Here is a 24,425-nt window from a genome sequence, read left to right on the forward strand (position 1 = left end):
ACCCGTACCGGCCCGTAACCGGTCCCGTACCAGCCCCGTACCCGGTCCCGGTACGGCAGAGGGCCCGGCACCAGATCCTGGTGCCGGGCCCCTTCCGTTCACGGGCTCGCGCGGGCCTTTAGATGCCCTGCCAGGACGGCTTGTTCGCGTAGGTGTGGCGGAAGTAGTCCGCCAGCTTCAGCTTGGAGGCGGCGGCCTCGTCCACGACCACGGTCGCGTGCGGGTGCAGCTGCAGCGCGGAGGCCGGCACCAGCGCGGCGACCGGGCCCTCGACCGTCTGCGCCACGGCCTCGGCCTTGCCCTCGCCGGTGGCCAGCAGCACCAGGTGACGGGCCTCCAGGATGGTGCCGATGCCCTGCGTGATGACGTGGTGCGGCACCTGCTCGATGTCGTCGTCGAAGAAGCGCGCGTTGTCGACGCGGGTCTGCTCGGTGAGCGTCTTGATCCGGGTGCGGGAGGCGAGCGAGGAGCACGGCTCGTTGAAGCCGATGTGCCCGTCGGTGCCGATGCCGAGGATCTGCAGGTCGACGCCGCCGGCCTCGGCCAGCGCCCGGTCGTACGCCTCGCAGGCCGCCTGGACGTCCTCGGCCGAGCCGTCCGGGCCCATGAAGGCGTCCTGGGAGAGCCCGAGCGGCTCCACGACCTGGCGCAGCACCGTCGACCGGTACGACTCCGGGTGCCCGGCCGGCAGCCCCACGTACTCGTCGAGCTGGGCGATCCGGGCCCGGGAGGCGTCCACGTCGCCCGCGGCCACCTTGGCGATCAGGGCGTCGTAGATGGGCAGCGGGGTCGAGCCGGTGGCCACGCCGAGCAGCGCGTCGGGCTTGCGGCGCAGGAGGCCGGCGATGCCGTCCGCGATGAGCTCGCCGCCCGCCTTGGCGTCCTTGACGATGACAACTTCCACGCTGTGCCTGCCGATCTGGTGAGGGGCTGCTGAGGGCCGATGTGGTCACCTATGTGGTATAGACCAATCTAGTCCCAAATCTAGCAGAGCGCAGGCCCTCGGCCCATGCCGTTCCGCCCCGTGAACAACCCCCTCTCATCGTCAGCCGCACCCGTCCCGCGGGCCACTCGAATCCCGCCTCGGCAACCGCCCGTCAGGCCAGCGAGCCTCCCGTCGCGTCGATCCACTGGCCCGTCACCCAGCGCCCGTCGTGCGAGGCGAGGAAGGCCACCACGTCGGCTATGTCCTCGGGGGCCCCGACCTTCCCGAGGGCCGACATCGCCGCCGCCCCCGCCCATGCCTCCGCGTTCCCCCGCAGCCAGCCCGCGTTGACGTCCGTGTCGACGATCCCGGGCGCCACCGCGTTCACCGTGATCCCGCGCGGGCCGAGCACCTTCGACAGATAGCGCGTGAACACGTCGAGCGCGCTCTTCGACATCGCGTACGCCATCAGGTCCGGCATCATCGCGGCGTGCGAGAGCCCGGTCGACACGTTCACGATCCGGCCCCCGTCGCGCAGCCGCTCCGCGCCGAGCTGCGCAAGGAAGAACGGCGCCTTGGTGTTGACCGCGAAGATCCGGTCGTACTCCTCCTCGCCGATCGCCGCGAAGGGCGCCGAGGCGCCGATTCCCGCGTTGTTCACCAGGACGTCCAGGCCGGCGTCCGGGCCCACGGCCGCGTCGAACGCCGCCCACAGCGCCGCCGCGTCCCCCGGGACACCCAGCTCCTGCCCGATCGCGAACGCCTCGCCGCCCGCCGCCTCGATCGCGGTGACCGTCTCCTCGGCCGCCGTCCCGTTGCTCCCGTAATGCACGGCGACTCGTGCCCCGTCCCGCGCCAGGCGCTCGGCGATCGCCCGCCCGATGCCCCGGCTGCCGCCCGTGACCAGTGCCGTCTTCCCCGTGAGCGCACCCATGGCGGCGCCCCCCTCACTTCTGTAGCGGTCGTTACGAAAAGACCGTACACCACTTTCCGTAGTGCCCGCTATAGAATTCCCTGCATGACCACCAAGCAGCGCGGCCGCCCCCGCTCCTTCGACCGCCCGACGGCTCTGGAGCAGGCGACGATGGCCTTCTGGGAGCACGGGTACGAGACGACCTCCGTCTCCGATCTGACCCGGGCCATGGGCATCAGCGCGCCGAGCCTCTACGCGGCCTTCGGCGACAAGAAGACCCTGTTCGAGGAGGTCGTCGCCGCCTACGTGGAGGCGCACGGTGCCTTCGGCAGCCGCGCCTTCGAGGAGGAGGGGACGGCCCGCCAGGCGGTGGGGCGCATGCTGCGCGAGGCCGCCGCGCACTTCACCGAGCCCGGTCACCCGCATGGCTGCCTGGTGATCTCCGCCGGTGTGAACTGCTCCACCCCGGAGGTCGCCGAGGCCCTGCGCGCCCGGCGCAACGCCAACCTGGACGCCATCGAGCAGCGGATCCGCCACGACGTCGAGTCCGGCGAGCTCCCGGCCGGCGCCGATCCCCGCACCCTCGCCCGCTTCAGCGGCGCCGTCCTCCAGGGCATGTCGCAGCAGGCCCGCGACGGGGCGACGGAGGAGGAGCTGGCGGCCGTGGCGGAGGCGGCGATGCGGGCCTGGCCGCGCGGCGAGTAGGGAAGGCCCCGCGGCGAGTGGAGGAAGACCCCGCGGCCCGAGTAAGGGAAAGGTCCGGCGGGGCGAGGGGCCGCATAAAGGGAAGGCTCGGCAGGACGAGTCAGGGAGAAAGGCCCGCGGGCCGCGGCGCCGGGACGGGACCCTCAACCCGTCCGGCACCGCAGCCCGGAGTTGCCCGGCCGGGGGTGTGCGGTCCCGCGGCCGTGTGGGAGGTCTCGGCGCAGTCAGGGCAGAGAGCGCCGGGTACCTCGTCCATCCTCCTGTGCGGGGAGGATGGAGGCTCGAATGTATAGCATTGTGGACTAGACCATTCTTGTCTGTCCATCCGCGTGCAAGCGGTCGTTTCGGGGCCCATCCTCCACCACGGAAGCCCGGAGATCCAGGTTCACCGCCTGTTAATTCCGCGGGTACGCTCGCACACGTGCCCTCCATGAACGACCTCGTCCGCCAGCACACCGCTCTGAGCGAGTCCGACCTCGACTGGCTCCATCTGCTGGTGTCGGAGTGGCAGCTGCTCTCCGACCTCTCCTTCGCCGACCTCGTCCTCTGGGTGCCCACCCTCGACGGGGCCCGCTACGTGTCGGTCGCCCAGATGCGGCCGAACACCGGCCCCACCTCCTACCAGGACGACATGGTCGGCCACCTGGTCCCGCGCGGCCGCCGGCCGCTGCTCGACGCCGCGCTCGACGAGGGCCGGATCGTGCGCGAGGGCGACCCCGAGTGGCGCGAGGAGGTCCCGGTCCGGGTCGAGTCCATCCCCGTACGCCGGGAGGGCCGCGTCCTCGGCGTCATCGCCCGCAACACCAACCTGCTCACCGTGCGGACCCCGTCCCGGCTGGAGCTCACCTACCTCCAGTCCGCCTCCGACCTCGCCCAGATGATCGCCGCCGGCGAGTTCCCCTTCCCCGGCGAGCAGGTCGACATGGACTCCTCGCCGCGGGCCGGCGACGGACTGATGCGCCTCGACGCCGACGGCATCGTGCAGTACGCCTCGCCCAACGCCCTCTCCGCCTACCACCGGCTGGGCCTCGCCGCCGACCTGGTCGGCCAGCACCTCGGCCAGGTCACCGCCGAACTCGCCCCCTCCCGCGGCCCGGTCGACGAGGCCCTGGTCAAGATGGCCTCCGGCTACGCCCCGCGCGAGTTCGAGGTCGAGGGCAACGGCGGCGTGATCCAGCTGCGCGCGATCCCGCTCAAGCCCAAGGGCACCCGCATCGGTTCGCTCGTGCTGCTCCGCGACGTCACCGAACTGCGCCGCCGCGAGCGCGAGTTGATCACCAAGGACGCCACCATCCGGGAGATCCACCACCGGGTGAAGAACAACCTCCAGACGGTGGCCGCCCTGCTCCGGCTGCAGGCCCGCCGGATGGACTCCGACCGCGGCCGCGAGGCGCTCAACGAGGCCGTCCGGCGCGTCGGTTCGATCGCCATCGTCCATGAGACGCTGTCCCAGAACCTGGACGAGCGGGTCGAGTTCGACGACATCGCCGACCGCGTGATCGCGATGGTCGCCGAGATCTCCCCGGGCAAGGTCACCTGCCGGCGCAACGGCCGGTTCGGCATCCTGGACGCCGAGGTCGCCACGCCGCTCTCCATGGTGCTCACCGAGATCCTGCAGAACGCCCTGGAACACGCCTTCGCGCCGGGCGAGACGGGAACCGTCGAGGTCACCGCCGTCCGCGGCGAACCGCGGGCCGACGCCCGGCTGCTGATCACGGTCAAGGACGACGGCCGCGGACTGCCCGAGGGCTTCGACCCGCAGCGGGCCGGCAACCTCGGCCTCCAGATCGTCCGCACCCTGGTCGAGGGCGAGCTCGGCGGCAGCTTCGACATGCAGCCCGGCGCCGAGCGCGGCACCCGAGTGGTGCTCGACATCCCGGTCCAGCCGCAGAAGTGATTCCGCCCGAGTAACCCCCTTCCGCTGAGAGGGAGTTCACAGCAGCGAGCCCCGGACCGAAGTGAATCGGTCCGGGGCTCGAATGCTGTGGGTTACTGCGCGCGCTGCGGCTCGGGGGCGGTGAGTGCGTACACGGTGTACGCGCCGCTTGCCTCAGGCTGTGCAGGTGGCTCAGGCGCTGGCGTTGCGCGCCCGGTTGCGGGCGGCGCGGCGCTTCATCGCGCGGCGCTCGTCCTCGCTGAGGCCACCCCAGACGCCGGAGTCCTGGCCGGACTCGAGCGCCCACTGCAGGCACTGCTCCATGACGGGGCAGCGGCGGCAGACGGCCTTGGCTTCCTCGATCTGCAGCAGCGCAGGACCGGTGTTGCCGATGGGGAAGAAGAGCTCGGGGTCTTCCTCGCGGCAAACGGCGTTGTGACGCCAGTCCATGGCTGCTACCTCTCTCAGGTGTTACGTGCGAGTTGCTTGTGAATGTGAACGCTTTCACGAATCCCCCCGCAAGGGAAGGGCCGACTGCCAGGTGAACTGGTGTGGTCCTTGTTACAGAGGAGGGGTTCTGGCTCTCAGTGGAGGCCGGTCTTGCGGGCCGTCCCGATCGCCAAGAAGAGACTCCCAAACCCCAGCAACGGATACAACCCCTTCCGGAAAGTTTTTTTTGATTCCTCGGTGTCGGCTCGGTCACAGCCGTACTTCTGGGGGGTGGAGGGCAGCCTAAACGTTCGAGTGGAAGGACTTTCGGTCCTTCTGGTCACACAATCACACGCAGTGCACGGCGTACGCCTGTGAACGTCACGCTCGTACGCAGTCCCAGGTGGTCTCCGTCCATCTGGAGGGGGAGGGGGACCTTCGAATGCAAGGTGAAGTCGGTCAGATCATGGAGAGTCAGCGCGTGCTTCCCGTGCGGCCCGCGCTCCGGCGTCGAGGTCAGCAGCTGAGTCGCGTACCGGGCCACCGACGGGGTCGACAGGCGGGTCAGACCGAGCACGTCGAGAGCCGTCTCGAAGGACGCCTCCGGGGACGCGTACACCGGACGATTGCCCAGGTAGGTCCAGGGAGAGGTGTTGCAGATTATGGAGAGGACGAGATCCTCCACAGGATCCTCACCCGGGCGCTCCACGGTGATCGTCCCGTGCCGCCGGTTCCGCTCGCCCAGGAACTGGCGCACCACCTGACGCAGATAGAGGGCGTGGGTCGAACGCTTGCCCCGCTCGCGCTGCTGTTCGACCCGGCCGATCACGCTCGCGTCGAATCCGAAGCCGGCGCAGAAGGTGAACCAGCGTTCGGGTACCGCCTCGTCGTCCGTGCCCGGCGTCCCGGACGCGAGCCCCAGGCTCACCGTCCGTGCCCGCTGCTCGCGCAGCGCGTCGAGGATCACGCCCGTCGCCTCGACGGCGTCGTTCGGCAGCCCGAGGGCCCGCGCGAAGACGTTGGTCGAGCCGCCCGGCACCACCGCGAGCCGCGGCAGCCGCTCCGGATCGGGCCCCGCGTGCAGCAGCCCGTTCACCACCTCGTTGACCGTGCCGTCGCCGCCGAGCGCCACCACGAGATCGATGTCGTCCGACTCCGCGGCCCGTCGCCCCAGGTCACGGGCGTGCCCGCGGTACTCGGTGGTCACCGCCTCCAGCTTCATCTCGCTGGCGAGTGCGTGGATCAGCACGTCACGGGTGCGGGCACTGGTGGTGGTAGCTGCCGGGTTGACCACGAGAAGCGCGCGCATGGTCGCCAGCGTACCTACCCGGCGGTACCGGACGCAGTCCGGTCCAGGGGCCGGGCACCCCCGGGCGGGCCCCCGCTACCCTTCCAGCATGAGCAGTGCGAGCAGTGCCGACACGAGCAGTACGGAGCGGGGTACGGAGCAGGGCGCCCGGCCCGGGCGGCTCACCGCAGCCGCGGTGGTGGCCGGCGTCGAGGGCCTCGCCCTGGCCGCGGGCGGCCTCTACATGCTGGTGACCAGCCTCACCCACCGGACCGGCGACCTCACCTCGGCCCTCATGGGCGGGGTCACCCTGGTCGCCCTCGGACTCATCCCGCTCGCCGCCGCCCGCGGGCTGCTGCGGCGCCGCTCCTGGAGCCGCGGCCCGGCGGTGATCACCCAGATCCTCGCGCTGCCGGTCGCCTGGCAGCTGCTCCAGGCGAACAGCGTCATGATCCCGGCGGGCATCGCCCTCGCGGTCCTCGCGGTGACCGGCCTCGTGCTCCTGGTGAACCCGGCCACGACCGAGGCGCTCGGCATCAAGCGCCCCGGCCAGGACAGCGCGTAGTCCCGCGGGCGCGCGGACTCGTTGCCCGACGGGCCCGCAGGCCGGCAGTCCCGCAGGCCGACAGTCCCGTAGACCGGCAGCCCCGTAGACCGCGGCGGCCCCGCAGGCCGGCAGCCCCGCAGGCCGGCAGCCCCGCAGGCCCTAAGCAGTCTCAGGGCCTACGGGGCTCAGAACCCCCGGACAGGCGGGTCCGGTCACTCCTCCACGAGCAGCTTCTCCCGCAGCTGCGCCAGCGTGCGCGCGAGCAGCCGAGAGACGTGCATCTGCGAGATGCCGACCTCCTGCGCGATCTGCGACTGGGTCATGTTCCCGAAGAAGCGAAGAAGCAGGATCCGCTTCTCCCGCGGCGGCAGGTCCTCCAGGAGCGGCTTGAGCGACTCCCGGTACTCGACGCCCTCCAGCGCCTCGTCCTCCGCGCCCAGCGTGTCCGCGACCGCCGGCGACTCGTCGTCCGTGTCCGGCACGTCCAGCGAGAGCGTCGAATAGGCGTTCGCCGACTCCAGGCCCTCCAGGACCTCCTCCTCGGAGATCCCGAGCCGCTCCGCCAGCTCGTGCACGGTCGGCGAGCGCCCGTGCTGCTGCGAGAGCTCCGCCGTCGCCGTCGTCAGCGAGAGCCGCAGCTCCTGGAGGCGGCGGGGCACCCGTACCGCCCAGCCCTTGTCACGGAAGTGGCGCTTGATCTCGCCGACCACCGTCGGGGTCGCGTACGTGGAGAACTCCACCCCGCGGTCCGGGTCGAACCGGTCCACCGACTTGATCAGGCCGATCGTCGCCACCTGCGTCAGGTCGTCGAGCGGTTCGCCGCGGTTGCGGAACCGCCGGGCCAGGTGCTCCACCAGCGGCAGGTGCATCCGGACCAGCCGGTCGCGCAGCGCCGCCCGCTCCGGCGACCCCTCCGGCAGGGAGCGCAGCTCGATGAAGAGGGCCCGCGCCCCGCTGCGGTCGTGCGGATCGGGAGCCCCGTGCGGGGCCTCGTCCGGCTCGGCCGCCGCCGGGGCCTCTTCGTGCTGCTCGTGCTCGCTCATCTGGTCCGCCTGCTCTGCGTGATCCGTAGCGACGTCGACCTCGACCTCGTCATCGACACCGGCGGCCCCGGCCTCGGCGTCGGCCTCCGGATGCGGCCGGGCCTGCTGCTCGGGGAAGCCGGCCGTCGCGTCCCCCCGCCTCACGCCGGGCCTGGCCCCGCGCCGCGCTGTTTGTACAGGCTGATGGAGACGGTCTTGTCGTCCGCCACGGACGACTCCACCTTCCCGGCCAGCGCCGACAGCACCGTCCACGCGAAGGTGTCGCGCTCAGGCGCCCGGCCGTCGGTCGTCGGAGCCGACACCGTGACGTCGAGCGAGTCGTCGATCAGACGGAACACGCAGCTCAGCACCGATCCCGGCACCGCCTGCTGGAGCAGGATCGCGCACGCCTCGTCGACGGCGATCCGCAGGTCCTCGATCTCGTCGAGGGTGAAGTCCAAGCGCGCCGCGAGGCCGGCCGTGGCCGTACGCAGCACGGACAGGTAGGCACCCGCAGCGGGCAGCCGGACTTCCACGAAGTCCTGGGTCCCGGGCTCGCCTGCGATCTGGGACACCCTCACCTCCAAGGTGGCACATGCTCTTCGGGGCCCGGGGAGAAGGCCCCCCGAACCAGGCGGTACGCAGTGGTTGCGCAGTCCGCCGAGACGCTATCGCGATCCGTCCCGCCGTGTCGCCGGGGGCCCGGAAGGACCGCCCCCCACCCGGCGGCCGCGGAGAACCCGCGGAGGGCTGACCTACCCAGCCGTCAGACGATCGAACCGTCCACGAAGCACCATCGCCAGCGTTCGTTCGGTTCGAAGGTCCGCATCACCGGGTGACCGGTGGCCGAGAAGTGCGCCGTCGCGTGCCGTCCCGCCGAGGAGTCGCAGCAGCCCACGTGCCCACAGCTCAGGCAGAGCCGCAGCTGGACGGGGTGCGTCCCGTCCGCCAGACACTCCGGACAGGTGTCGTGCAGCGGCGCCGGTTCGGGGCGCGGCAGTTCGGGAACGTGCAGGCACTCGCTCATGATGGCCAGGTTACGACGTGGCACCGACAGCGCCGGCACGGACAGCGACGGCGGCGCTACGGCGGCCTCCACGGCGGCCTCCATGGCGGCCACGGCGGTCGCGGTGGCCAGGACGAGGGACGACAGGGGACGGGACGGGCATGGACGCACTGCAGCTGGTGGCACTGGTGGCGGCGAGCACCGCCGTGGCGGGCTTCGCCCGCAGGACACCGGTGCCCGCGCCGCTGCTCCTGGTCGCGGTCGGCCTCCTCGCCTCGTACGTGCCGGGAATGCCGGACTACACCCTCGACCCGCACATCGTGCTGCCGCTGATCCTGCCGCCGCTGCTCTACACGGCCGCCGTCGACTCCTCGTACCTCGACCTGCGCGCCAACATCCGGCCCGTCGCGCTGCTCTCGGTCGGATACGTGCTCTTCGCGACCGTCATGGTGGGCTGGCTCGCGTACGTGCTCGTGCCCGACCTGCCGCTGACCGCCGCCCTGGTCCTCGGCGCGGTCGTCGCCCCGCCGGACGCGGTCGCCGCCACCGCCATCGCCCGCAGGCTCGGCCTGCCCAACCGGATCACCACGATCCTCCAGGGCGAGTCGCTGGTGAACGACGCCACCGCGATCACCGCCTACAAGGTCGCCCTCGCCGCCGCCGTGGGCGAGGGCATCAGCTGGGTCGGCGGCGTCGGCGAGTTCCTGCTCGCCGCGGTCGGCGGCATCGGCGTCGGCCTCGTCCTGATGGTGCCGATCCACTGGATCCGCTGCCGGCTGGGCGAGGCGCTGCTCCAGAACACCCTCTCCCTCCTCATCCCCTTCATCGCCTACGCGGCCGCCGAGGAGGTCGGCGCCTCCGGTGTGCTCGCCGTCGTCGTGGTCGGCCTCTTCCTCGGCCACAAGGCGTACCAGGTGGACTTCGCCACCCGGCTCCAGGAGGAGGCTGTCTGGAAGATGGTCGCCTTCGTCCTGGAGTCCGCCGTCTTCGCGCTGATCGGCCTCCAGCTGCCCTTCGTCGTCGAGGGGCTCGGGCCGTACGGGATGGCGGAGGCGGCCTGGTACGCGGTCGGGGTCTTCGTCTTCGTGGTCGTCGTCCGCTTCGTCTGGGTCTTCCCGGCCACCTTCGTGCCGCGCTGGCTCTCCGCCCGGATCCGCGAGCGCGAGCCCGGGGTGGACTGGCGGGCGCCGGTGGTCATCGGCTGGGCCGGCATGCGCGGCGTGGTCTCGCTCGCCATCGCCTTCTCCATCCCGATCGTCACCGACGACGTCCCGTTCCCCGCCCGCAACCTGGTCCTCTTCCTCACCTTCACCACCGTCATCGGCACCCTCGTCGTCCAGGGCCTCACCCTGCCGCCGCTCATCCGGGTCCTCAAGCTGCCCGGCCGCGACCGCTACCAGGAGACCCTGGCCGAGGCACAGGCCCAGAGCGAGGCGTCCCAGGCCGCCGAGGAACGCCTCGACGCCCTCCTCGCCGACCCGCGCAACGCACTGCCCGAGCCGATCGCCGACCGGCTCCGCACCGTCATGGAGCGGCGCCGCAACTCGGTGTGGGAGCGGCTCGGCGCGGTCAACGAGCTGACCGGGGAGACGGCGGACGACACCTACCGGCGCCTCGCGCGGGAGATGATCGACGCCGAGCGCGAGGTCTTCGTGAAGCTGCGCGACGCCCGCCGGATCGACGACGAGATGATGCGCAGCCTGCTGCGCCGGCTCGACCTGGAGGAGGCGGCGGCCTACCGGGAGGAGGCCGGCTGAGTCCCGCCGGGGTCCGGTGCGCCGGTGACGATCGCCGCGATCCGGGTGCCGGGGGCGAAGGCGCCCTCCTGGGCGAGCGTCAGCAGGCCGTGGAGCATTTTGGCCACATACAGGCGCTCGATGGCGAGTGCGTGCCACGAACCGTGCCGCGCCTCGAAATCCTGTGCGAGGGCGTCGAGTTCCGGCGTCGTACGGGCGTAACCGCCGCCGTGGAAGCGCTCGTCCAGCCACCAGTCGCCGCGCCGACCGCCGAACGCGGCCTCCTGCAGGGCCAGGACCTCCGCGCCCAGGAAGCCGCCCTTCAGGACCGGCACGCCCAGCGCCCGCTGCCCGGGCCCGAGCCCGGCCGCGAGGCCCGCCAGGGTACCGCCGGTGCCGACGGCGACCGCGGCCACGTCGGCCTCGCCCACGAGCTCCCGGCCGAGCTCCACGCAGCCCTGGACGGCGAGCGCGTTGCTGCCGCCCTCGGGGACGACGTACACGTCACCGGGCGCCTCGGCCCGCTCCAGGATCCGTGCCAGGGTGTCGGGCTCGTGCTTGCGGCGGTACGTGCCCCGGTCCACGAACACCAGCCGCATGCCGTCCGCCGCGCAGCGCGCGAGCGAGGGGTTCGGCGGCCGGCCGGCCAGTTCCTCGCCGCGCACGACGCCGATCGTGGCGAAGCCGAGGAGCCGGCCGGCGGCGGCCGTCGCCCGCAGGTGGTTGGAGTAGGCGCCGCCGAAGGTGAGCACCGGGCGCCCGGCGGCCGCCCGCAGGTTGAGCGCGAGCTTGCGCCACTTGTTGCCCGGCAGGTCGGGGTGGATCAGGTCGTCCCGCTTGAGCAGCAGCGTCAGGCCGTGCCGGGTGAAGCGCTCGTCCTCGACCGGCTGGAGAGGGGAAGGGAGCCGGGGCCGCAGGAGGGCGGGATCGAACGCGTTCACCCGGCCATTGTCGCTGTTCGGGGGCGTGGCCCGGAGCGGCCGGTGCGCGCTCGGCACAACCGGTCTGCGGTTGCGGTCGGCGCAGCCGGCCTGCCCCTGGGGGCAGCGCAGCCGGTCTGCCGTTTGCCGTTGCTGTTGCCGTTGCCGTCGCCGCAGCCGGTCTGCCCTTGCCGTCAGCGCAGCCGGTCGGCGATCTGCTCGCGCAGCCAGCCCATCGTGAAGCCGCGCGGGTCCACCTTGCCCGGCTGCCACTCCTTGTGCCCGATGACCGAACGCTGGGTCCAGCCGTGCACCCGGCACAGTGCCGCCGCGGCCTTGGTGATGGCCTCCAGTTGCACCTTGGGCCACGGGTCCTCGCCGTCGCCCAGGTTCTCGCACTCGAAGCCGTAGAAGTGCCGGTTGCCGTCCGTGGTGGCCTGGTCGTCGACCGGCAGTCGCTGCTCGGCGACGACCGCCCGCAGCACGTCGGGGTCGCCGAGGCCGGCGTGGTTGGCCCTGCCGTAGCCGACCAGGTGGACCGTGCCGTCCTTGGCGATCACGCCGTGGCAGAGCGGCCCGGGCAGGGAGTCGTAGCCGTCCCGGCAGATGCGGACGGTGTTGTCGGTGCCGCGGGTGACGGTGTGGTGGATCATCACGCCGTTGACGGGGCCCCAGGGGCCCTTGTGGTTGCGGTTGTGTGTGCGCCAGTCGCCGACCTCGACGACCGTCAGACCCTCGTCGCGCAGTGCGTGGAGGAAGCGGCTCGCGGACATGGGTGGGGCCATGACCGGCTCCTTTCGGGCATGCGAAGTGCGGTGGTTCCGCAGGGGTTTCGCCATGCTCTCGCAGTGCTTCCGGAGTACCGGAGGCGGCGGCTCCGCTGCCATCCGTTCGTACGGTGTGCGAGCCGATCCGGACAGGAAGGCGAAGGGAGGCTTGATCCCTGCGAGTGGAGGAACGCGCGCGATGCCCAGCCCCCTGCGATCCACACCCACTCTTTTGTGTAATGGCGCAGACACGCTCCGTGCTGAAAGGCTCTCTCTCGCAGCTTTGTCGTACGAGAGGGAGTTCCATGTCCGTTGGTTCGGTCGGCGACGAGATCCGCGCGGATCAGGCCTCACCGCAGCAGAGCCTCGGCACCGCTGCCGCGCGGAACCTCGCGTCCACCACCAAGTCGGCGCCGCAGATGCAGGAGATCACCTCCCGGTGGCTCCTGAAGGCGTTGCCGTGGGTGCAGGTGCAGGGCGGCACCTACCGGGTGAACCGGCGGCTCAGCTACGCCGTGGGTGACGGCCGCGTCACCTTCGTGCAGACCGGTGAGCAGGTCGCGGTCATCCCCGCCGAGCTCGGCGAACTCCCGGCCCTGCGCGGGTTCGAGGACGGCGACGTCCTGACCGAGCTGGCGGGCCGCTGCCGCCAGCGCGCGTACGCGCCGGGCGAGGTCATCGCCACTCGCGGCGACACCACCGACCGGGTCCACCTCCTCGCCCACGGCAAGGTCGAGCAGATCGGCGAGGGGCCCTACGGGGACGAGACGGTCCTCGGCGTCCTCGCCGACGGCGCCTACTTCGGCGAGGCCGCCCTCGTCGCCGCGGACGCGAGCTGGGAGTGGACCGCCCGCGCCGCCACGGTCTGTACGGTCCTGGAGCTCACCCGGGCCGACGTGCTGGCCCTCGCCGAGCGGGCCGGCGCGCTGGCCGGCCATCTGGCGGAGTTCGCGGCGCTGCCCCCGCGCGCCACCAACAGGTACGGCGAGGCGGCCATCGACCTCTCCGCCGGCCATGTCGGCGAGGCCGTGATCCCGCACACCTTCGTGGACTACGAGGCGTCCCCGCGTGAGTACGGGCTGAGCATCGCCCAGACCGTCCTCAAGGTCCACACACGCGTGGCCGACCTCTACAACAAGCCGATGAACCAGACCGAGCAGCAGGTGCGGCTCACGGTCGAGGCGCTGCGCGAGCGCCAGGAGCACGAGCTGGTCAACAACCGGGAGTTCGGCCTCCTCGCCAACTGCGACTACGGGCAGCGGATCCAGCCCCACGACGGCGTGCCCGGCCCCGACGACCTCGACGAGCTGCTGTCCCGGCGGCGCAACTCCCGGCTGTTCCTGGCCCACCCGCTGGCCATCGCCGCCTTCGGCCGCGAGCTCAACCGGCGCGGCCTGGTCCCCGACACCGTCGACGTCGACGGCACCAGGATCACGACCTGGCGCGGGGTGCCGATCTACCCGTGCGACAAGATCCCGGTCTCCGACGCGGGCACCACCTCGATCCTCTGCATGCGCACGGGCGAGTCCGACCAGGGCGTGATCGGCCTCAACCAGATCGGCCTGCCGGACGAGATCGAGCCCGGCATGTCCTGCCGCTTCATGGGCATCGACGAGCAGGCGATCACCTCATACCTCGTCACCGCCTACTTCTCGGCGGCCGTCCTCGTCCCCGACGCCCTCGGTGTCCTGGAGAACGTGGAGGTCGGCCGCCGGCGCTGAGCCGGCCACCGGGTGCGGGGCCACGCCGACAGGCCCCGCCCCCGGACGCCCGACTCCGCGCGGGCGGCGGCCGTCCACCGGCCGCCGCCGACCGCCCACCGGCCGCCGCCGCCCGCCCCACATCGACCAGGCCCTGACGAAGGTGACCGCACACATGACCATGACCAGCGCGCACGCCGCGACCGGTACCGACGGGCAGAGCGCCGTGCTGCTCCTGGACCGGACCCGCGGCGTCGTCGAACCCCAACTGCGCACGACAGTCGCGTCCCTGCCGGGTTCCATACGGCGTATCGCCGCGTACCACTTCGGCTGGGAGGAGGCCGACGGCCGCCCGGCCGACGGCCAGGGCGGCAAGGCCATCCGGCCGGCTCTGGTGCTCGCCGCGACCCGCGCGTTCGGCGCGGACCCGGCCCCGGCCGTGAAGGCCGCGGCGGCGGTGGAGCTGGCGCACAACTTCACCCTGCTCCACGACGACATCGTCGACGAGGACCCCACCCGCCGTCACCGTCCCACCGCCTGGGCCGTGTTCGGCATTCCGGACGCGCTGCTCGCGGGCGACGCCATGAACGCGCTGTCGCTGCGGTTGCTCGCCGAGGACCCGCACCCGGCCGCGGCGGCCGCCTCCGCCCGGCTCGCCGCCTGTGTGATCGAGCTGTGCGCGGGCCAGCAGGCGGACTGCGCCTTCGAACAGCGCGGGCCGCACGAGGTCACCCTGGACGAGGTGATGGCGATGGCCACCGCCAAGACCGGCGCCCTGCTCGGCTGTGCGTGCGCGCTCGGCGCGCTGTACGCGGGGGCGGGGGAGGAGGCCGTCGCGGCGATGGACGCCTTCGGCCGTGAGGCCGGGCTGGCGTTCCAGCTGATCGACGACCTCATCGGCATCTGGGGCGACCCGGGCCGCACCGGCAAACCGGCCGGCGCCGACCTCGTCGCCCACAAGAAGTCGCTCCCCGTCGTGGCCGCGCTCACCTCCGGCACCCCGGCGGCCGAGGAACTGGCCGCGCTGTACGCCCGGCCGGTCCTGGACGCCTCCGCGGTACGGGCGGCGGCGGACGCGGTCGAGCGGGCCGGCGGCCGGGACTGGGCACAGAACCAGGCCGCCGAGCGGATGGCCCGAGCGGTGGAGCAGCTCTCCCGCGCGGTGCCGGACCTGTCGGCGGCCGGGGACCTGCTGGCGCTCGCGGAGTTCGTGACGCGGCGCAGCCGCTGAGCGCAGCAGCTGAGAGGAGCTGCTGAGCGGAGCCGTACCGGCGTACGAAAAGGGCTTGCGCTTACCACTACATGTGAAGCACTATGCATGCAGTGGTCCGCAGGCGCGGGCCGCGCCCGCCTACGGAAAGAGATCCGGCTTGCGCAAGCTCACGTACTACGTCGCCTGCTCCCTCGACGGCTTCATCGGCGACCCCCACGGCGACGCCTCGTCCATGTTCCAGTTCATGGACGAGGAGTACGCCGCTTTCATGAACACCGAGTACCCGGACACGCTCCCGACCGCCTTCCGGGCGGCCGTCGGCCTCGCGGACGTGCCCAACAAGCGCTTCGACACGGTCATCCAGGGCCTCGGCTCGTACCGCCTCGCCCTGGACGCCGGCATCACCAGCCCGTACGCCCATCTGCGCGAGATCGTCGCGACCCGCTCGCTCGCCGAGTCGCCCGACCCGAACGTCGAGCTCGTCGCCGGCGACCTGGCCGCCCGGGTCCGCGAGCTCAAGGCCGAGGACGGCTCGCTGGGCATCTGGCTCTGCGGCGGCGCGCAGGTCGCGGGCCAGCTGGTCGACGAGATCGACGAGCTGGTCATCAAGACGTACCCGCAGGTGTACGGCTCCGGCATGCCGATGTTCGGCGCGGACTTCGCCGTCCGGGACTTCGCGCTCGAAGGCGTACGGACCTTCGGCAACGGGGTCGTCGTGCGCACGTACACCAGGAAGCGGTGACGGGGAGCTCGGCCCGGGCGTGCTGACGGGGGAGCGGCCCCCGGGCACCGGTCCTACCCTGGAGGCATGGCCGAGGAGCTCCCCAGGACCACCCGGGACCCGCGGGCCGAGCACCCCTGCCCGGCCTGCGGACAGCCGCGCCAGGTCCTCGCGCGACGGCACAAGGTTCTCGGGGCCTGGGTGCCGGAGTGGGAGGTGCAGCCGTGCCGCAACCCGGAGTGCGAGCTGTACGAGGCGCCTGACGACGGACCGCCGGGGACACCGCCGGACGCGGCGTCAGAAGTCGGCGCGGAAGCCACGACCACGCCCGTGACCGGCAAGGAAGGCGAGACCGGGACAAGTCCGGCCGCCGGGTGACCGGCCGCGCGCCGGAGCCGGTCATACCGCTACAGTCCGCGCATGTCATCGGAGTCGACAGAAGTCTGGACCGGCTGGTACCGGGACCGCCGTGGTGCGGAAGCGATCGTCATCACGGCCGACGGGAGCCATGTGGCCACCCGCATCAGGGGAATCGAGTACACGGGCGCGAGCTTCGCCGCGCTCAGCGCCGCGGACGAGGGCGGGCAGGCCCTCGGCGGGTGCGTCCTGGAGTGGGACCTGCCGCTCCCCGTCGTCACGGACGGCGTCACCCAGCAGGCCACGCTCAGCTGTCTGCTGACCCTCGGCGACCGAGCCGACCTCAGCCTGACGCTGCACTACGGCGGCGCGGCCTTCGAGTCCGGCATCGCGGGCGGTGACTTCGAGGAGGCCCTGGCCCGGGTCCGGCGCCAGCTGCCGCCGGGCACCGAGTTCGGCCGCCGGCTGCCGCAGGCGGCCTGACCCCGCCTCGTAACGGAACGCGAGCAGGGCGACCCGTACGGGCCGCCCTGCCGCCGTATCGGTCCGGGCGTGATCAGTGCTTCATGGCCGAGGCGAGGCCGTAGCGCCACAGCTGGTCGACGCGGGAGCGCTCCTGGCTGTTCGGGTAGGCGTTCTGGCAGGACGTGCCGGGCCCGCCGCCGGACATCAGCTCGCTGCACGGGCCGCTGTAGTGGTCGGGGAGACCGAGGACGTGACCGGTCTCGTGGGCGGTGACGCGGGTGGAGTTGTACTGCTGGTTCTGCTGGTAGTCGAGGAAGATGTAGCCGTTGCCGTGCCCGTCGGTGCTCGCGTACGAGCCGCGGGAGTCGCTGCCCTCGTAGTAGGCGAAGTCCGCGTTGGACCCCTCCACCAGACGGACGTTGACCACCGAGCTGTTCCATATCTGCGCCGAGCGGGCGATCTGGGTGCGGAAACTGGGTGCGTTGGCGGTGCTGTAGACCACGGTGACGGCGTCGGCACCAGGCGTGGCGGCCCGCTTCTTCGCGACCGACTTCATGACGGCGTCGAAGAACGCCTGGTTGGCCTTGGCCTCCGCGGCGGAACCGGCGTACGCCACCGAGGGGGCGGAGGCGGAGGCGGAGGCCGGGGCGGTGGAGAGGGAGAGCGTCAGGCCGGCGCCGAGGGCGGCGGCCAGTAAGGACGTGAGCATCTTCGGGTGTCGCATGTGGGGGCTCCTCCTGTGGGGTTGAGGAGAGTGTCGGGGGAGCCGGGACGCCGGGGGATGATGTCATTCGGCGATAACTCCATTAAATCGCCGCCCGGTTGGCGCTCTGGTGCGCGCGGGAGGGCCGCCCTAACCTCGGGGCATGGAGCTGGAGGTGAGGCACCTGCGGGCGCTGTGCGCCATCGCCGACGCCGGCAGCCTGCACAAGGCCGCCCGCCAACTCGGCGTCAGCCAGCCCTCCCTGACCACCCAGCTGCGCCGCATCGAGCACGCGCTCGGCGCCGAACTCTTCTCCCGCGGCCGCACCGGCTGCCACCCCACCCCGCTCGGCCGCGCCGTGCTCAGCCGGGCCCGCCCCCTCGTCGACGGCATGGCCGCGCTGGTCACCGAGACCCGGGCCGCCGCCGCCCGAAGCGGCGGCCCGGCCCTCCGGGTCGGCTCCACGGCCAGCCGCGCCCTGCCCGGCTGGCTGCGCCGGCTCCGCCGCGACATCGCCCCCGAGATCGCGCTGCGCGTCGACGTCTCCGCCCACAGCCTGCTGCGCACGGTCGCCGCGGGCCAGCTCGACGTGGCCTTCGTCCACGAGGTCGAGGGCTGCCCGCTACGGGTCCCGGACGGCCTCCGGGCGCGCGTCCTCGTCGAGCGCGAGCCGCAGTTCGTCTCCATGGCCCGCGACCACCCCGCCGCCGCCCACGAGGTCGTCGACCTCGCCGACCTGGCCCACGACCGCTGGACCGTCGACCCGGCCGTCGACGGCGAATGGGACGGTCTGCGCCGCGTGCTGACCGCCGCCGGCCTCGACCCGCCGGTGCTGCACGCCGACTACCACACGGCCGCCTCCCTCATCGCCCTCGGCGAGGCCGTCGCCCCCTGCCAGCCCACCTCCGGCCCCCGCGACGACATGGCCGTGCGCCCCCTGCGCGGCGACCCGCTCGCCGTCCGCCTCCTCCTCTTCGCCGCCCCCGGCGCTCCCCTCGACCGCCCGTACGCGGCCCTCGCCGCCGCCTACCGCGAGGTGGCGCTGCGCGCGGCGCCGTACCGGAGGTGGCTGCGGGGCGGCGGGACGGCGGGGCCGTGCATGATGACGGCATGAACGATCACGCGGAGCAGCAGGCGGCGCCGGTGGCGGCAGCCGTCCCCCTCGCCCGGCACGCCCACCCCGAGGACCTGCCCCGGGTCGCCGAACTGGCCGCCGAACACGCCGCCTACGAGCACGCCGCGCCCCCGCCCACCGACCTGGCCGCCCGCCTCCACCGCCTCCTCTTCGACACCGAGGCCCCGCGCCTGCGCTGCCTGGTCGCCGAACTCCCCGACGGCACCCTCGCCGGCTACGCGACCTGCGCCCCGGAACTCTCCACCTGGGACGCCGCCGAATACCTCCACATGGACTGCCTCTATCTCACCGCCGAGGCCCGCGGCCACGGCCTCGGCGCCCTCCTGATGTCCGCAGTCCACCGCGAGGCCCGCGCCCTCGGCCTCACCGAGATCCAGTGGCAGACCCCCACCTGGAACGACGGCGCCATCCGCTTCTACGACCGCCTGGGCGCGACGTCGAAGGAGAAGCGCCGCTACGCACTACCGGTGGAGTGACGAACAGACGGCCTCGCGGTCGGGCCCCTTCGGGGCAGGTGGGGAGGAAGGTCAGGCCTTCTTCGTCTCGTAGTAACGGGCCGGGTCGGTGACCTGCGGAGATGGCTGCCACAGGTCGCTGACCTGGCCTTTTGGCGTTGGCTGGCGATGGGGTGCGGCGGTCTTGAGCGGGTGTCCTGCGGACTGTGTGCGGACTGGCTGAGGACCCGGCGCGAGCGATACTGCGTTCAGGCTGGCCTGGTGGGCGCAGCCCGGTGGCGGCAAACGCGGATGCCGAGCCGGGCGCCCGTCAGGCACGATCCCGGTATGTCTACCGAAGTCAGCGGGATGATCGAGTGCCGACCGGGCGCCCGCCTCTGGGGCCCAGACGATGAGGACTCCGTATGGCAGGCCGCCATCGACCTCTTCCTCCTCAACAACGGCAACGCCTACGACGCCCTCGCCTGCCTTTTCGGCATCCGCAACTCCTTCGGCTTTCGTCCGCTAGCCGAAGGTCGCGGCTTTCCAGCTGACGCATCCGAGGTGCTGCGAACTGAGTACGCCACTTACGCCGGCCCTCCTGACGTGCACGGCACAACGTGGATCACTTGGTCCGAGCTCGCCGCCGCTGACTGGAGCGAGACAGACAGTTCCGGTACGCGCAATCGCGACGGTGTTGCGGGCAACGAGACCGACTGGGGACCGGTCTGGAGCGTGATGCGAACGCTCAGCGAACTCCACGGAGCGGACCAAGTGCGGCTCGTCGTCTGGTTCCATTGAGCGCGAGGTTGGTGGCCGGACGGGCCGGAGGGTAGGAGCTCCCGCCTTTTTCGCGTCGACCTTGCAGCTCTCTCCGAATTTTGGCCCCCTGCTGCCTTCAACTGCTCAGTCCTCGAAGGCAAGCAGCTGGACCAGGCCAACCCAGTTCTCCTCGTCGGCCTCGGTGTGGACGGCGCGGACCCTCCAGCGGCCAGGGGGCAGCGAGACTCCTGCCTGTGCAGGAAGTCCACCACCCGGATACTCCGCGTTCAGCTCAGCACCTGCTTCGGCGGAGTCCATGAGTACAGCTGGACCGTCCGTGATCCACATCCCGCACTCCTCCCAATGGGTGGCGGGATCTGCGAGGACAGCTTCGGCAGCGGCCTTGAGCCCGGTTTCAGAGTCGGCGGCGAGCCAGCGGAGGAAGGCGTGATGCTCAGGCAGGTAACAGGTTGTGGCGGGCTCGTCCCCTAGGACCAACGCCTGCACCCCGTCTTCGCCGACGGCGATCGCGCCGGCCAGATCGTCCACCGCGCAGGCCCTGTCGTAGTCGTCCGGATCGCCCCCGTCCCCCACGACCATCCCGCTCTCCGTGCACCCGCGCCATGCATCCAGCGCGGAGACGGGAATCACGATCAGGGGACCGCCCATCGACTCCACCCAGTCGAAGAGGGCGTGTGACGCTTCGCGAGGGTCAGGAGCTGGATCAGGCATGGAGGTGAGCCTAGCTCCAGCCGCTGAGGGAGACCTGTGGTCCGCCTCCGAGATAGCGGTCGAGGGCGCTGGCGGTGGTCTCCACGAGTTCTTCCGGGATGGCGGTGGCGTCGACCCAGCGGACCTGGGAGTGCTTGTGGGGTTCGCGGTTCTCTGGTTCGCCGGTCCACTCGTGCGTTGCGAAGACAACGGTGAGGAAGCCGTTGGGGGCCTCCACGCCCCAAGATCCGTGGATGACGTGGGCGACCTTGAGGGACTCGGGCTTCACCATGAGTCCCGTCTCTTCGTGTAGCTCGCGGACCGCGGTTTCGGTGATGGGCTCGCCCGGCTCGCTCTTGCCGACGGGGAGGTCCCACATGCCCTGGGCGAACTTGGCGTTCTCGCTGCGCTGGAGCAGGACCACCCGGTTGGTGACCTTGTCGTGGACGATGACGGCGGCGACCAGCAGGGTCATCGATTCGAGCGCCGGCTTGAGGGCCTTCGGTTGGCCGTCGGCCTGCTGGGTCACAGGGTTCCCTTCGTCGGACCGGCTGTCGGGCATGTGAGGGGCGGGACGGTCTTGATCGGGTGCGCTTCGGACTGCTGCGCGGCGTTCCGTCGCTGGAGGGGCGAGGGGACTACTGCCGGAGCGGGGTGTTGGTCCAGAAGGAGTGGGCTTTCTTCAGGAGCTCCTCGGCGGCGTCGCCGTACGATGCCGCACTGCTCAGCGCGGTGAAGGCGTTGTTGTAGAGGTCGAGTTCGCTCTGTTCCGTGATGTCCACGGAGGATGAGACGAGTTCGACGTGGGCCCGGTCGCCGTCGCCGTAGATGTTGAACGCATGGACGGGGAACAGGTCGACTCGCGCGGCGGCAGGAACCGAGCTCTCGGAGGAGGCGCTCGATCTGTTCTCGCATGACCTCGGGTCCACCGATGTTCGTGTAGAGAGCCTGCTCCCCGAGGACGACGTCGTAGTGGTGGTCGCCGTCGTACAGCACCTGCTGCCGTGCATGCGCTTGGCGACGCCCGCCGGCACGTCGTTGGGGATGCCGAGGAAGTCGACGACCGGGCCGAGGATCACGGTGGCGTACGCCTCGGTCTGGAGCGTGCCCCAGATCATCGTGGGCACGTATGCCTTGCCCTCGCGTGTGCTCTGGTACCAGCGCACCAGGTCGTCCTGAGTCGCTTCTGTACCGGTGGACAGACGATCCGTCCAGGGAACTGAACTGGTCACCGCATCCCCTCCTGGGTGGTGCCGCCGAGGCGGCTTCGATGGGCGTTGCAATTCCGATCGAGGATGGCTCCGAGTGTCCGATCAGGCCATGCGCTTCATCTCGATGGCGAGGGCTCCGAGGGCTTCCTTCTCGGGGCCGTAGATGGTGCGGATGTTGGCGAGCTGCTGGTCGCGGGTGGCGGTCGGGTTGACGTGGGACGGGCCCTCGCCGTCGAGGAGGGCCTCGAAGTCGGGGTACTCGGTGACGCGGAGGACCTGTACCTCGCAGGTCTCGTCGGTGTCCTTGATGCGGAAGCGGATGGTGTCGCCGGCGGCGAGGTCGGCGAGGTGCGGGTACTTGACCCGCACCTCGATGGTCTTGCTTCCCGCGGCGACGAGTTCGAAGTACTGGCGGTAGAGGTTGAGCTCGCGGACGCGGGCGCTGCGGTCGGTCATCGGGAGGGAACGCTCCTGGGGGACGGTGCGGTGATCAGGCGGCCGATCTCGGCAGCCGAGTACGAGCGGAAGAAGTGGCGGGGGCCGGAGAGCAGGGTCTCGGCCATGGCGAGCAGCTGGTGCGTACTCGGTGACGGCCGGGCCACTGCCGGGTGTCGAGCATCGAAGGGGCGGCTCCCTCGGGCAAGGGGGCGCGGCCTTCTCGTACGAGGGATTTCGACAGCTTGGCGCCGGTGTCGGTGACGACCTGGGGGCAGAACAGGCGGGCCGGGAGTGGGCGCGGGTGAGGCCCACGGCCTGGAGGGCCTCGTCGACGAGGTGGGAGCCGAAGATCCAGTCGCCGCCCTTGACCATGACGTGCAGGGTGCCCTGGGGGCGCTGGGGAGGGCGAGTTCCTTGACCAGGTTGCGGTAGAGAGTGGATGTCTCCGCCGGCCTCGACGGCCAGGCGGGATGCCAGAACACGTTGTGCTTCACGTCGAAGAGCACGCCCTCCACCGGCCGCGCCAGCCGCGCGGCCAGGTCCTCGGGGTCGCCGTCGCGCCAGTCGGGCCACAGCGACGAGCCGTGCGGGAGGCCCGCCGAGAGGAAGACGCGGTGGTCGGCGGCGAAGGTGAAGCCGAACCGTGTCTCGACCGCGTCGAGCTCACGTTCGGTGAGCCCCGGCCCGATCTCGGTCCCGAGCATGCTCTGAAGCTTCCGGGCGGCCTCTGTGGTCAGGTGCGGCGGCGACTGCGCGGTCATCTGGGTGAGCCTAGTGACCGGTCCCAGAACGCGCCGAAGGGGCCCGGCCGCTGTGCGGTCGGGCCCCTTCGGGGCAGGTGGGGAGGAAGGTCAGGCCTTCTTCGTCTCCCAGAAGATGCGGTCGATCTCGGCGATGAGCTCCAGCGCCTTCTCGCCCGTCTTCGGGTCCGTCGACGCCTTGGCGGCCGAGAGGGCCTTCAGGGTGTCGTTGATGAGCACGTGGAGCTCGGGGTACTTCTCGAAGTGCGGGGCCTTGAAGTAGTCGCTCCAGAGCACCGAGACGTGGTGCTTGGCGAGCTCCGCGCGCTGCTCCTTGATGACCGTGGCGCGGGCCTGGAAGTGCGGGTCCTCGTTCGCCGACATCTTCTCCTGGACGGCCTTGACCGACTCGGCCTCGATGCGGGCCTGGGCCGGGTCGTACACGCCGCAGGGGAGGTCGCAGTGGGCGCTGACCTTCACCTTGGGGGCAAACAGGCGGGAGAGCATGCTGCTGTCCTTCCTCGTGATCGTCTTCTCAGGTGGGACATTACTCGGTGAGAAGCGGGATTTCGCGAGCGCCCCCAGGGGCTTAGGACAAAAGTCCAGGGTCACCATGGGACTCGTGGACGATCGGACCGGGAGGTGCCGAATGGTGGAATCGGGGCATGAGCCGGGGCGGGAGCCCGGGGCCCCGTTCGGGATCGCCGAGGTGACGGGGGTGTCGATGGTGCCCACGCTGCTCCATGGCGATCAGCTGTTCGTGCACTACGGGGCGCGGCTGCGGCCCGGGCAGGTGGCCGTGCTGCGGCATCCGCTGCAGCAGGACCTGCTGATCGTGAAGCGGCTGGTGGAGCGGCGGGACGACGGCTGGTGGGTGCTGGGGGACAACCCGGCCGCGGAGGGCGACAGCCGGGTCTTCGGGGTCGTGCCGGAGCAGCTGGTGCTGGGGCGGGTACGGGCGCGGTACCGGCCCGTCACGCCCGGGCGTCAGCGGTCGGCCGGTGTGGTGCTCTCCTGGCTGCTCACGGCCGTGCGGCCGGTGCGTTCGGCCTCCGCGGCCTCCTGGCGTTTGCGGGCCCGGTAGGCGGCCACGTTGGCCCGGGTCGCGCAGCGGTCGGAGCAGTAGCGACGGGAGCGGTTGGTCGAGGTGTCGAGGTAGGCGTTGCGGCAGGGGGACGCCTGGCACAGGCCGAGCCGGTCCGCGCCGAACTCCGTCAGGTGGAAGGCGAGGCCCATCGCGGCGATGGCCGCGTAGCCCGCGGTCGCGTTCGACGGGTGATCGGCGAGGTGCATGTGCCAGCGCGGCCTGCCCTCCTCGTCGAGGTAGTCGTGCCCCGAGATCTGCGGGCTGACCGGGAATTCGAGCAGGAGCGAGTTGAGGAGGTCGACCGCTCCGGTGTGGTCGCCCTCGTCGGCCGCGGTGAAGACCGCGCGCAGCCGGGCCCGTACCGAGCGGAAGCGGGTCACGTCGGCGTCGGTCACCCGCCGGGCCATCTGGGAGGCCTCCCCGAAGAGTTCTCGGACCGCGTCGACGGAGGTGAGGGAGTCCTTGCTGCGGGCCGGCTCCTCGGTGTTGACCAGGCGCACGGCGTAGTCCGAGTAATAGGCCAGTTCCACTTGTAGTCCTTACTCCGGCGGGCTAGGGTCGAGGCGGGGAAGGGTAAGCGACGCTTTCCCTTTGAGGGTATTACGAAGAGGGTG

29 protein-coding genes are annotated in these 24,425 nt (G+C 71.5%); 13 read left to right on the forward strand and 16 right to left on the reverse strand.

Features of this window, described 5'->3' with window-relative positions; genetic code table 11:
• Positions 1 to 118 precede the first annotated feature (118 nt).
• A complete protein-coding gene (gene nagB, locus ACWEJX_RS19340; protein WP_403792253.1) occupies positions 119 to 904 on the reverse strand; it encodes a glucosamine-6-phosphate deaminase in 786 nt (261 codons plus the stop codon).
• Between the two features lie 193 nt (positions 905 to 1,097).
• Positions 1,098 to 1,859, reverse strand: a complete 762-nt coding sequence (locus ACWEJX_RS19345) for an SDR family oxidoreductase (protein WP_451608641.1) — start codon at positions 1,857 to 1,859, stop codon at positions 1,098 to 1,100.
• Between the two features lie 84 nt (positions 1,860 to 1,943).
• On the opposite strand from ACWEJX_RS19345, the gene ACWEJX_RS19350 reads away from it, so the two are divergent.
• Both ACWEJX_RS19350 and ACWEJX_RS19355 read left to right on the forward strand, forming a co-directional pair.
• Complete coding sequence (locus ACWEJX_RS19350; RefSeq protein WP_451608642.1) at positions 1,944 to 2,543, forward strand: TetR/AcrR family transcriptional regulator; 600 nt, start codon at positions 1,944 to 1,946, stop codon at positions 2,541 to 2,543.
• 430 nt (positions 2,544 to 2,973) lie between these two features.
• The gene (locus tag ACWEJX_RS19355) at positions 2,974 to 4,440 is read left to right on the forward strand and encodes a sensor histidine kinase (protein WP_451608681.1); all 1,467 of its coding nucleotides are present in this window, start codon (positions 2,974 to 2,976) and stop codon (positions 4,438 to 4,440) included.
• 171 nt (positions 4,441 to 4,611) lie between these two features.
• Here the strand turns inward: ACWEJX_RS19355 and ACWEJX_RS19360 are convergent, their stop codons facing one another.
• On the reverse strand, positions 4,612 to 4,869 hold the full coding sequence (locus ACWEJX_RS19360; protein WP_003953983.1) for a WhiB family transcriptional regulator: 258 nt from the start codon (positions 4,867 to 4,869) through the stop codon (positions 4,612 to 4,614).
• A 319-nt stretch (positions 4,870 to 5,188) separates the two neighbouring features.
• On the reverse strand, positions 5,189 to 6,157 hold the full coding sequence (locus ACWEJX_RS19365) for a diacylglycerol/lipid kinase family protein (RefSeq protein ID WP_451608643.1): 969 nt from the start codon (positions 6,155 to 6,157) through the stop codon (positions 5,189 to 5,191).
• An 88-nt stretch (positions 6,158 to 6,245) separates the two neighbouring features.
• Between ACWEJX_RS19365 and ACWEJX_RS19370 the strand changes: the two genes are divergently transcribed.
• Positions 6,246 to 6,701 (forward strand): hypothetical protein, encoded by a 456-nt coding sequence (locus ACWEJX_RS19370; RefSeq protein WP_451608644.1) that lies wholly within the window; start codon positions 6,246 to 6,248, stop codon positions 6,699 to 6,701.
• A gap of 194 nt (positions 6,702 to 6,895) precedes the next feature.
• Here the strand turns inward: ACWEJX_RS19370 and ACWEJX_RS19375 are convergent, their stop codons facing one another.
• The 3 genes from ACWEJX_RS19375 to ACWEJX_RS19385 all read right to left on the reverse strand — a co-directional run bounded on the left by ACWEJX_RS19375 (position 6,896) and on the right by ACWEJX_RS19385 (position 8,732).
• Complete coding sequence (locus ACWEJX_RS19375; RefSeq protein WP_451608645.1) at positions 6,896 to 7,870, reverse strand: RNA polymerase sigma factor SigF; 975 nt, start codon at positions 7,868 to 7,870, stop codon at positions 6,896 to 6,898.
• A complete protein-coding gene (locus tag ACWEJX_RS19380; RefSeq protein WP_403792244.1) occupies positions 7,867 to 8,280 on the reverse strand; it encodes an ATP-binding protein in 414 nt (137 codons plus the stop codon). The genes ACWEJX_RS19375 and ACWEJX_RS19380 overlap by 4 nt, the downstream gene beginning before the upstream one ends.
• A gap of 191 nt (positions 8,281 to 8,471) precedes the next feature.
• Positions 8,472 to 8,732: a UBP-type zinc finger domain-containing protein gene (locus ACWEJX_RS19385; protein ID WP_403792242.1), complete on the reverse strand. Its 261-nt coding sequence runs from the start codon at positions 8,730 to 8,732 to the stop codon at positions 8,472 to 8,474.
• Between the two features lie 140 nt (positions 8,733 to 8,872).
• On the opposite strand from ACWEJX_RS19385, the gene ACWEJX_RS19390 reads away from it, so the two are divergent.
• Positions 8,873 to 10,468: a Na+/H+ antiporter gene (locus tag ACWEJX_RS19390; protein ID WP_451608646.1), complete on the forward strand. Its 1,596-nt coding sequence runs from the start codon at positions 8,873 to 8,875 to the stop codon at positions 10,466 to 10,468.
• Here ACWEJX_RS19390 and ACWEJX_RS19395 read toward each other — a convergent pair.
• Positions 10,447 to 11,388, reverse strand: coding sequence for a 1-aminocyclopropane-1-carboxylate deaminase/D-cysteine desulfhydrase (locus ACWEJX_RS19395; protein WP_451608647.1), 942 nt, complete (start codon positions 11,386 to 11,388; stop codon positions 10,447 to 10,449). The two genes, ACWEJX_RS19390 and ACWEJX_RS19395, sit on opposite strands and share 22 nt — an antisense overlap.
• A 173-nt stretch (positions 11,389 to 11,561) precedes the next feature.
• Entirely contained in the window at positions 11,562 to 12,152 is a 591-nt protein-coding gene (locus ACWEJX_RS19400; protein ID WP_451608648.1) for an N-acetylmuramoyl-L-alanine amidase, read from the reverse strand.
• Positions 12,153 to 12,439: 287 nt separating this feature from the next.
• Here ACWEJX_RS19400 and ACWEJX_RS19405 point away from each other — a divergent pair, with 287 nt between their 5' ends.
• The 5 genes from ACWEJX_RS19405 to ACWEJX_RS19425 all read left to right on the forward strand — a co-directional run bounded on the left by ACWEJX_RS19405 (position 12,440) and on the right by ACWEJX_RS19425 (position 16,608).
• Entirely contained in the window at positions 12,440 to 13,855 is a 1,416-nt protein-coding gene (locus tag ACWEJX_RS19405; protein ID WP_451608649.1) for a family 2B encapsulin nanocompartment shell protein, read from the forward strand.
• 154 nt (positions 13,856 to 14,009) lie between these two features.
• Positions 14,010 to 15,065, forward strand: coding sequence for a family 2 encapsulin nanocompartment cargo protein polyprenyl transferase (locus ACWEJX_RS19410; RefSeq protein ID WP_451608650.1), 1,056 nt, complete (start codon positions 14,010 to 14,012; stop codon positions 15,063 to 15,065).
• Between the two features lie 139 nt (positions 15,066 to 15,204).
• Positions 15,205 to 15,789 carry a dihydrofolate reductase family protein gene (locus tag ACWEJX_RS19415; RefSeq protein WP_451608651.1) on the forward strand — a complete coding sequence of 195 codons (585 nt, stop codon included), beginning with the start codon at positions 15,205 to 15,207 and terminating at the stop codon, positions 15,787 to 15,789.
• Between the two features lie 66 nt (positions 15,790 to 15,855).
• Positions 15,856 to 16,146: a hypothetical protein gene (locus ACWEJX_RS19420; protein WP_451608652.1), complete on the forward strand. Its 291-nt coding sequence runs from the start codon at positions 15,856 to 15,858 to the stop codon at positions 16,144 to 16,146.
• A gap of 42 nt (positions 16,147 to 16,188) precedes the next feature.
• Entirely contained in the window at positions 16,189 to 16,608 is a 420-nt protein-coding gene (locus tag ACWEJX_RS19425) for a DUF6304 family protein (RefSeq protein ID WP_403792228.1), read from the forward strand.
• 73 nt (positions 16,609 to 16,681) lie between these two features.
• Here the strand turns inward: ACWEJX_RS19425 and snpA are convergent, their stop codons facing one another.
• Entirely contained in the window at positions 16,682 to 17,314 is a 633-nt protein-coding gene (gene snpA, locus ACWEJX_RS19430; protein ID WP_451608653.1) for a snapalysin, read from the reverse strand.
• A gap of 142 nt (positions 17,315 to 17,456) precedes the next feature.
• Here snpA and ACWEJX_RS19435 point away from each other — a divergent pair, with 142 nt between their 5' ends.
• The 3 genes from ACWEJX_RS19435 to ACWEJX_RS19445 all read left to right on the forward strand — a co-directional run bounded on the left by ACWEJX_RS19435 (position 17,457) and on the right by ACWEJX_RS19445 (position 19,663).
• Complete coding sequence (locus ACWEJX_RS19435; protein WP_451608654.1) at positions 17,457 to 18,407, forward strand: LysR family transcriptional regulator; 951 nt, start codon at positions 17,457 to 17,459, stop codon at positions 18,405 to 18,407.
• The gene (locus tag ACWEJX_RS19440; protein WP_451608655.1) at positions 18,404 to 18,904 is read left to right on the forward strand and encodes an N-acetyltransferase family protein; all 501 of its coding nucleotides are present in this window, start codon (positions 18,404 to 18,406) and stop codon (positions 18,902 to 18,904) included. Before ACWEJX_RS19435 ends, ACWEJX_RS19440 begins: the two co-directional genes overlap by 4 nt.
• A 306-nt stretch (positions 18,905 to 19,210) precedes the next feature.
• Positions 19,211 to 19,663 (forward strand): hypothetical protein, encoded by a 453-nt coding sequence (locus ACWEJX_RS19445; protein WP_451608656.1) that lies wholly within the window; start codon positions 19,211 to 19,213, stop codon positions 19,661 to 19,663.
• Positions 19,664 to 19,768: 105 nt separating this feature from the next.
• Here ACWEJX_RS19445 and ACWEJX_RS19450 read toward each other — a convergent pair whose 3' ends face one another.
• From ACWEJX_RS19450 to sodN, 5 genes are all read right to left on the reverse strand, one after another.
• Positions 19,769 to 20,356 carry an immunity 21 family protein gene (locus tag ACWEJX_RS19450; protein WP_451608657.1) on the reverse strand — a complete coding sequence of 196 codons (588 nt, stop codon included), beginning with the start codon at positions 20,354 to 20,356 and terminating at the stop codon, positions 19,769 to 19,771.
• A 10-nt stretch (positions 20,357 to 20,366) separates the two neighbouring features.
• Positions 20,367 to 20,897 carry an NUDIX domain-containing protein gene (locus ACWEJX_RS19455; RefSeq protein WP_451608658.1) on the reverse strand — a complete coding sequence of 177 codons (531 nt, stop codon included), beginning with the start codon at positions 20,895 to 20,897 and terminating at the stop codon, positions 20,367 to 20,369.
• Entirely contained in the window at positions 20,861 to 21,331 is a 471-nt protein-coding gene (locus ACWEJX_RS19460; RefSeq protein WP_451608659.1) for a Scr1 family TA system antitoxin-like transcriptional regulator, read from the reverse strand. The genes ACWEJX_RS19455 and ACWEJX_RS19460 overlap by 37 nt, the downstream gene beginning before the upstream one ends.
• Positions 21,332 to 21,648: 317 nt before the next feature.
• Positions 21,649 to 22,002 carry an ASCH domain-containing protein gene (locus ACWEJX_RS19465; protein WP_451608660.1) on the reverse strand — a complete coding sequence of 118 codons (354 nt, stop codon included), beginning with the start codon at positions 22,000 to 22,002 and terminating at the stop codon, positions 21,649 to 21,651.
• 833 nt (positions 22,003 to 22,835) lie between these two features.
• Positions 22,836 to 23,231, reverse strand: a complete 396-nt coding sequence (gene sodN / locus ACWEJX_RS19470; RefSeq protein WP_451608661.1) for a superoxide dismutase, Ni — start codon at positions 23,229 to 23,231, stop codon at positions 22,836 to 22,838.
• Positions 23,232 to 23,373: 142 nt separating this feature from the next.
• On the opposite strand from sodN, the gene sodX reads away from it, so the two are divergent.
• On the forward strand, positions 23,374 to 23,808 hold the full coding sequence (sodX, locus tag ACWEJX_RS19475; protein ID WP_451608662.1) for a nickel-type superoxide dismutase maturation protease: 435 nt from the start codon (positions 23,374 to 23,376) through the stop codon (positions 23,806 to 23,808).
• On the opposite strand, the gene ACWEJX_RS19480 is transcribed toward sodX, so the two are convergent.
• Complete coding sequence (locus tag ACWEJX_RS19480) at positions 23,712 to 24,341, reverse strand: CGNR zinc finger domain-containing protein (protein ID WP_451608663.1); 630 nt, start codon at positions 24,339 to 24,341, stop codon at positions 23,712 to 23,714. The two genes, sodX and ACWEJX_RS19480, sit on opposite strands and share 97 nt — an antisense overlap.
• Positions 24,342 to 24,425 lie beyond the last annotated feature (84 nt).

Source organism: Streptomyces sp. NPDC004788, from assembly GCF_053601115.1.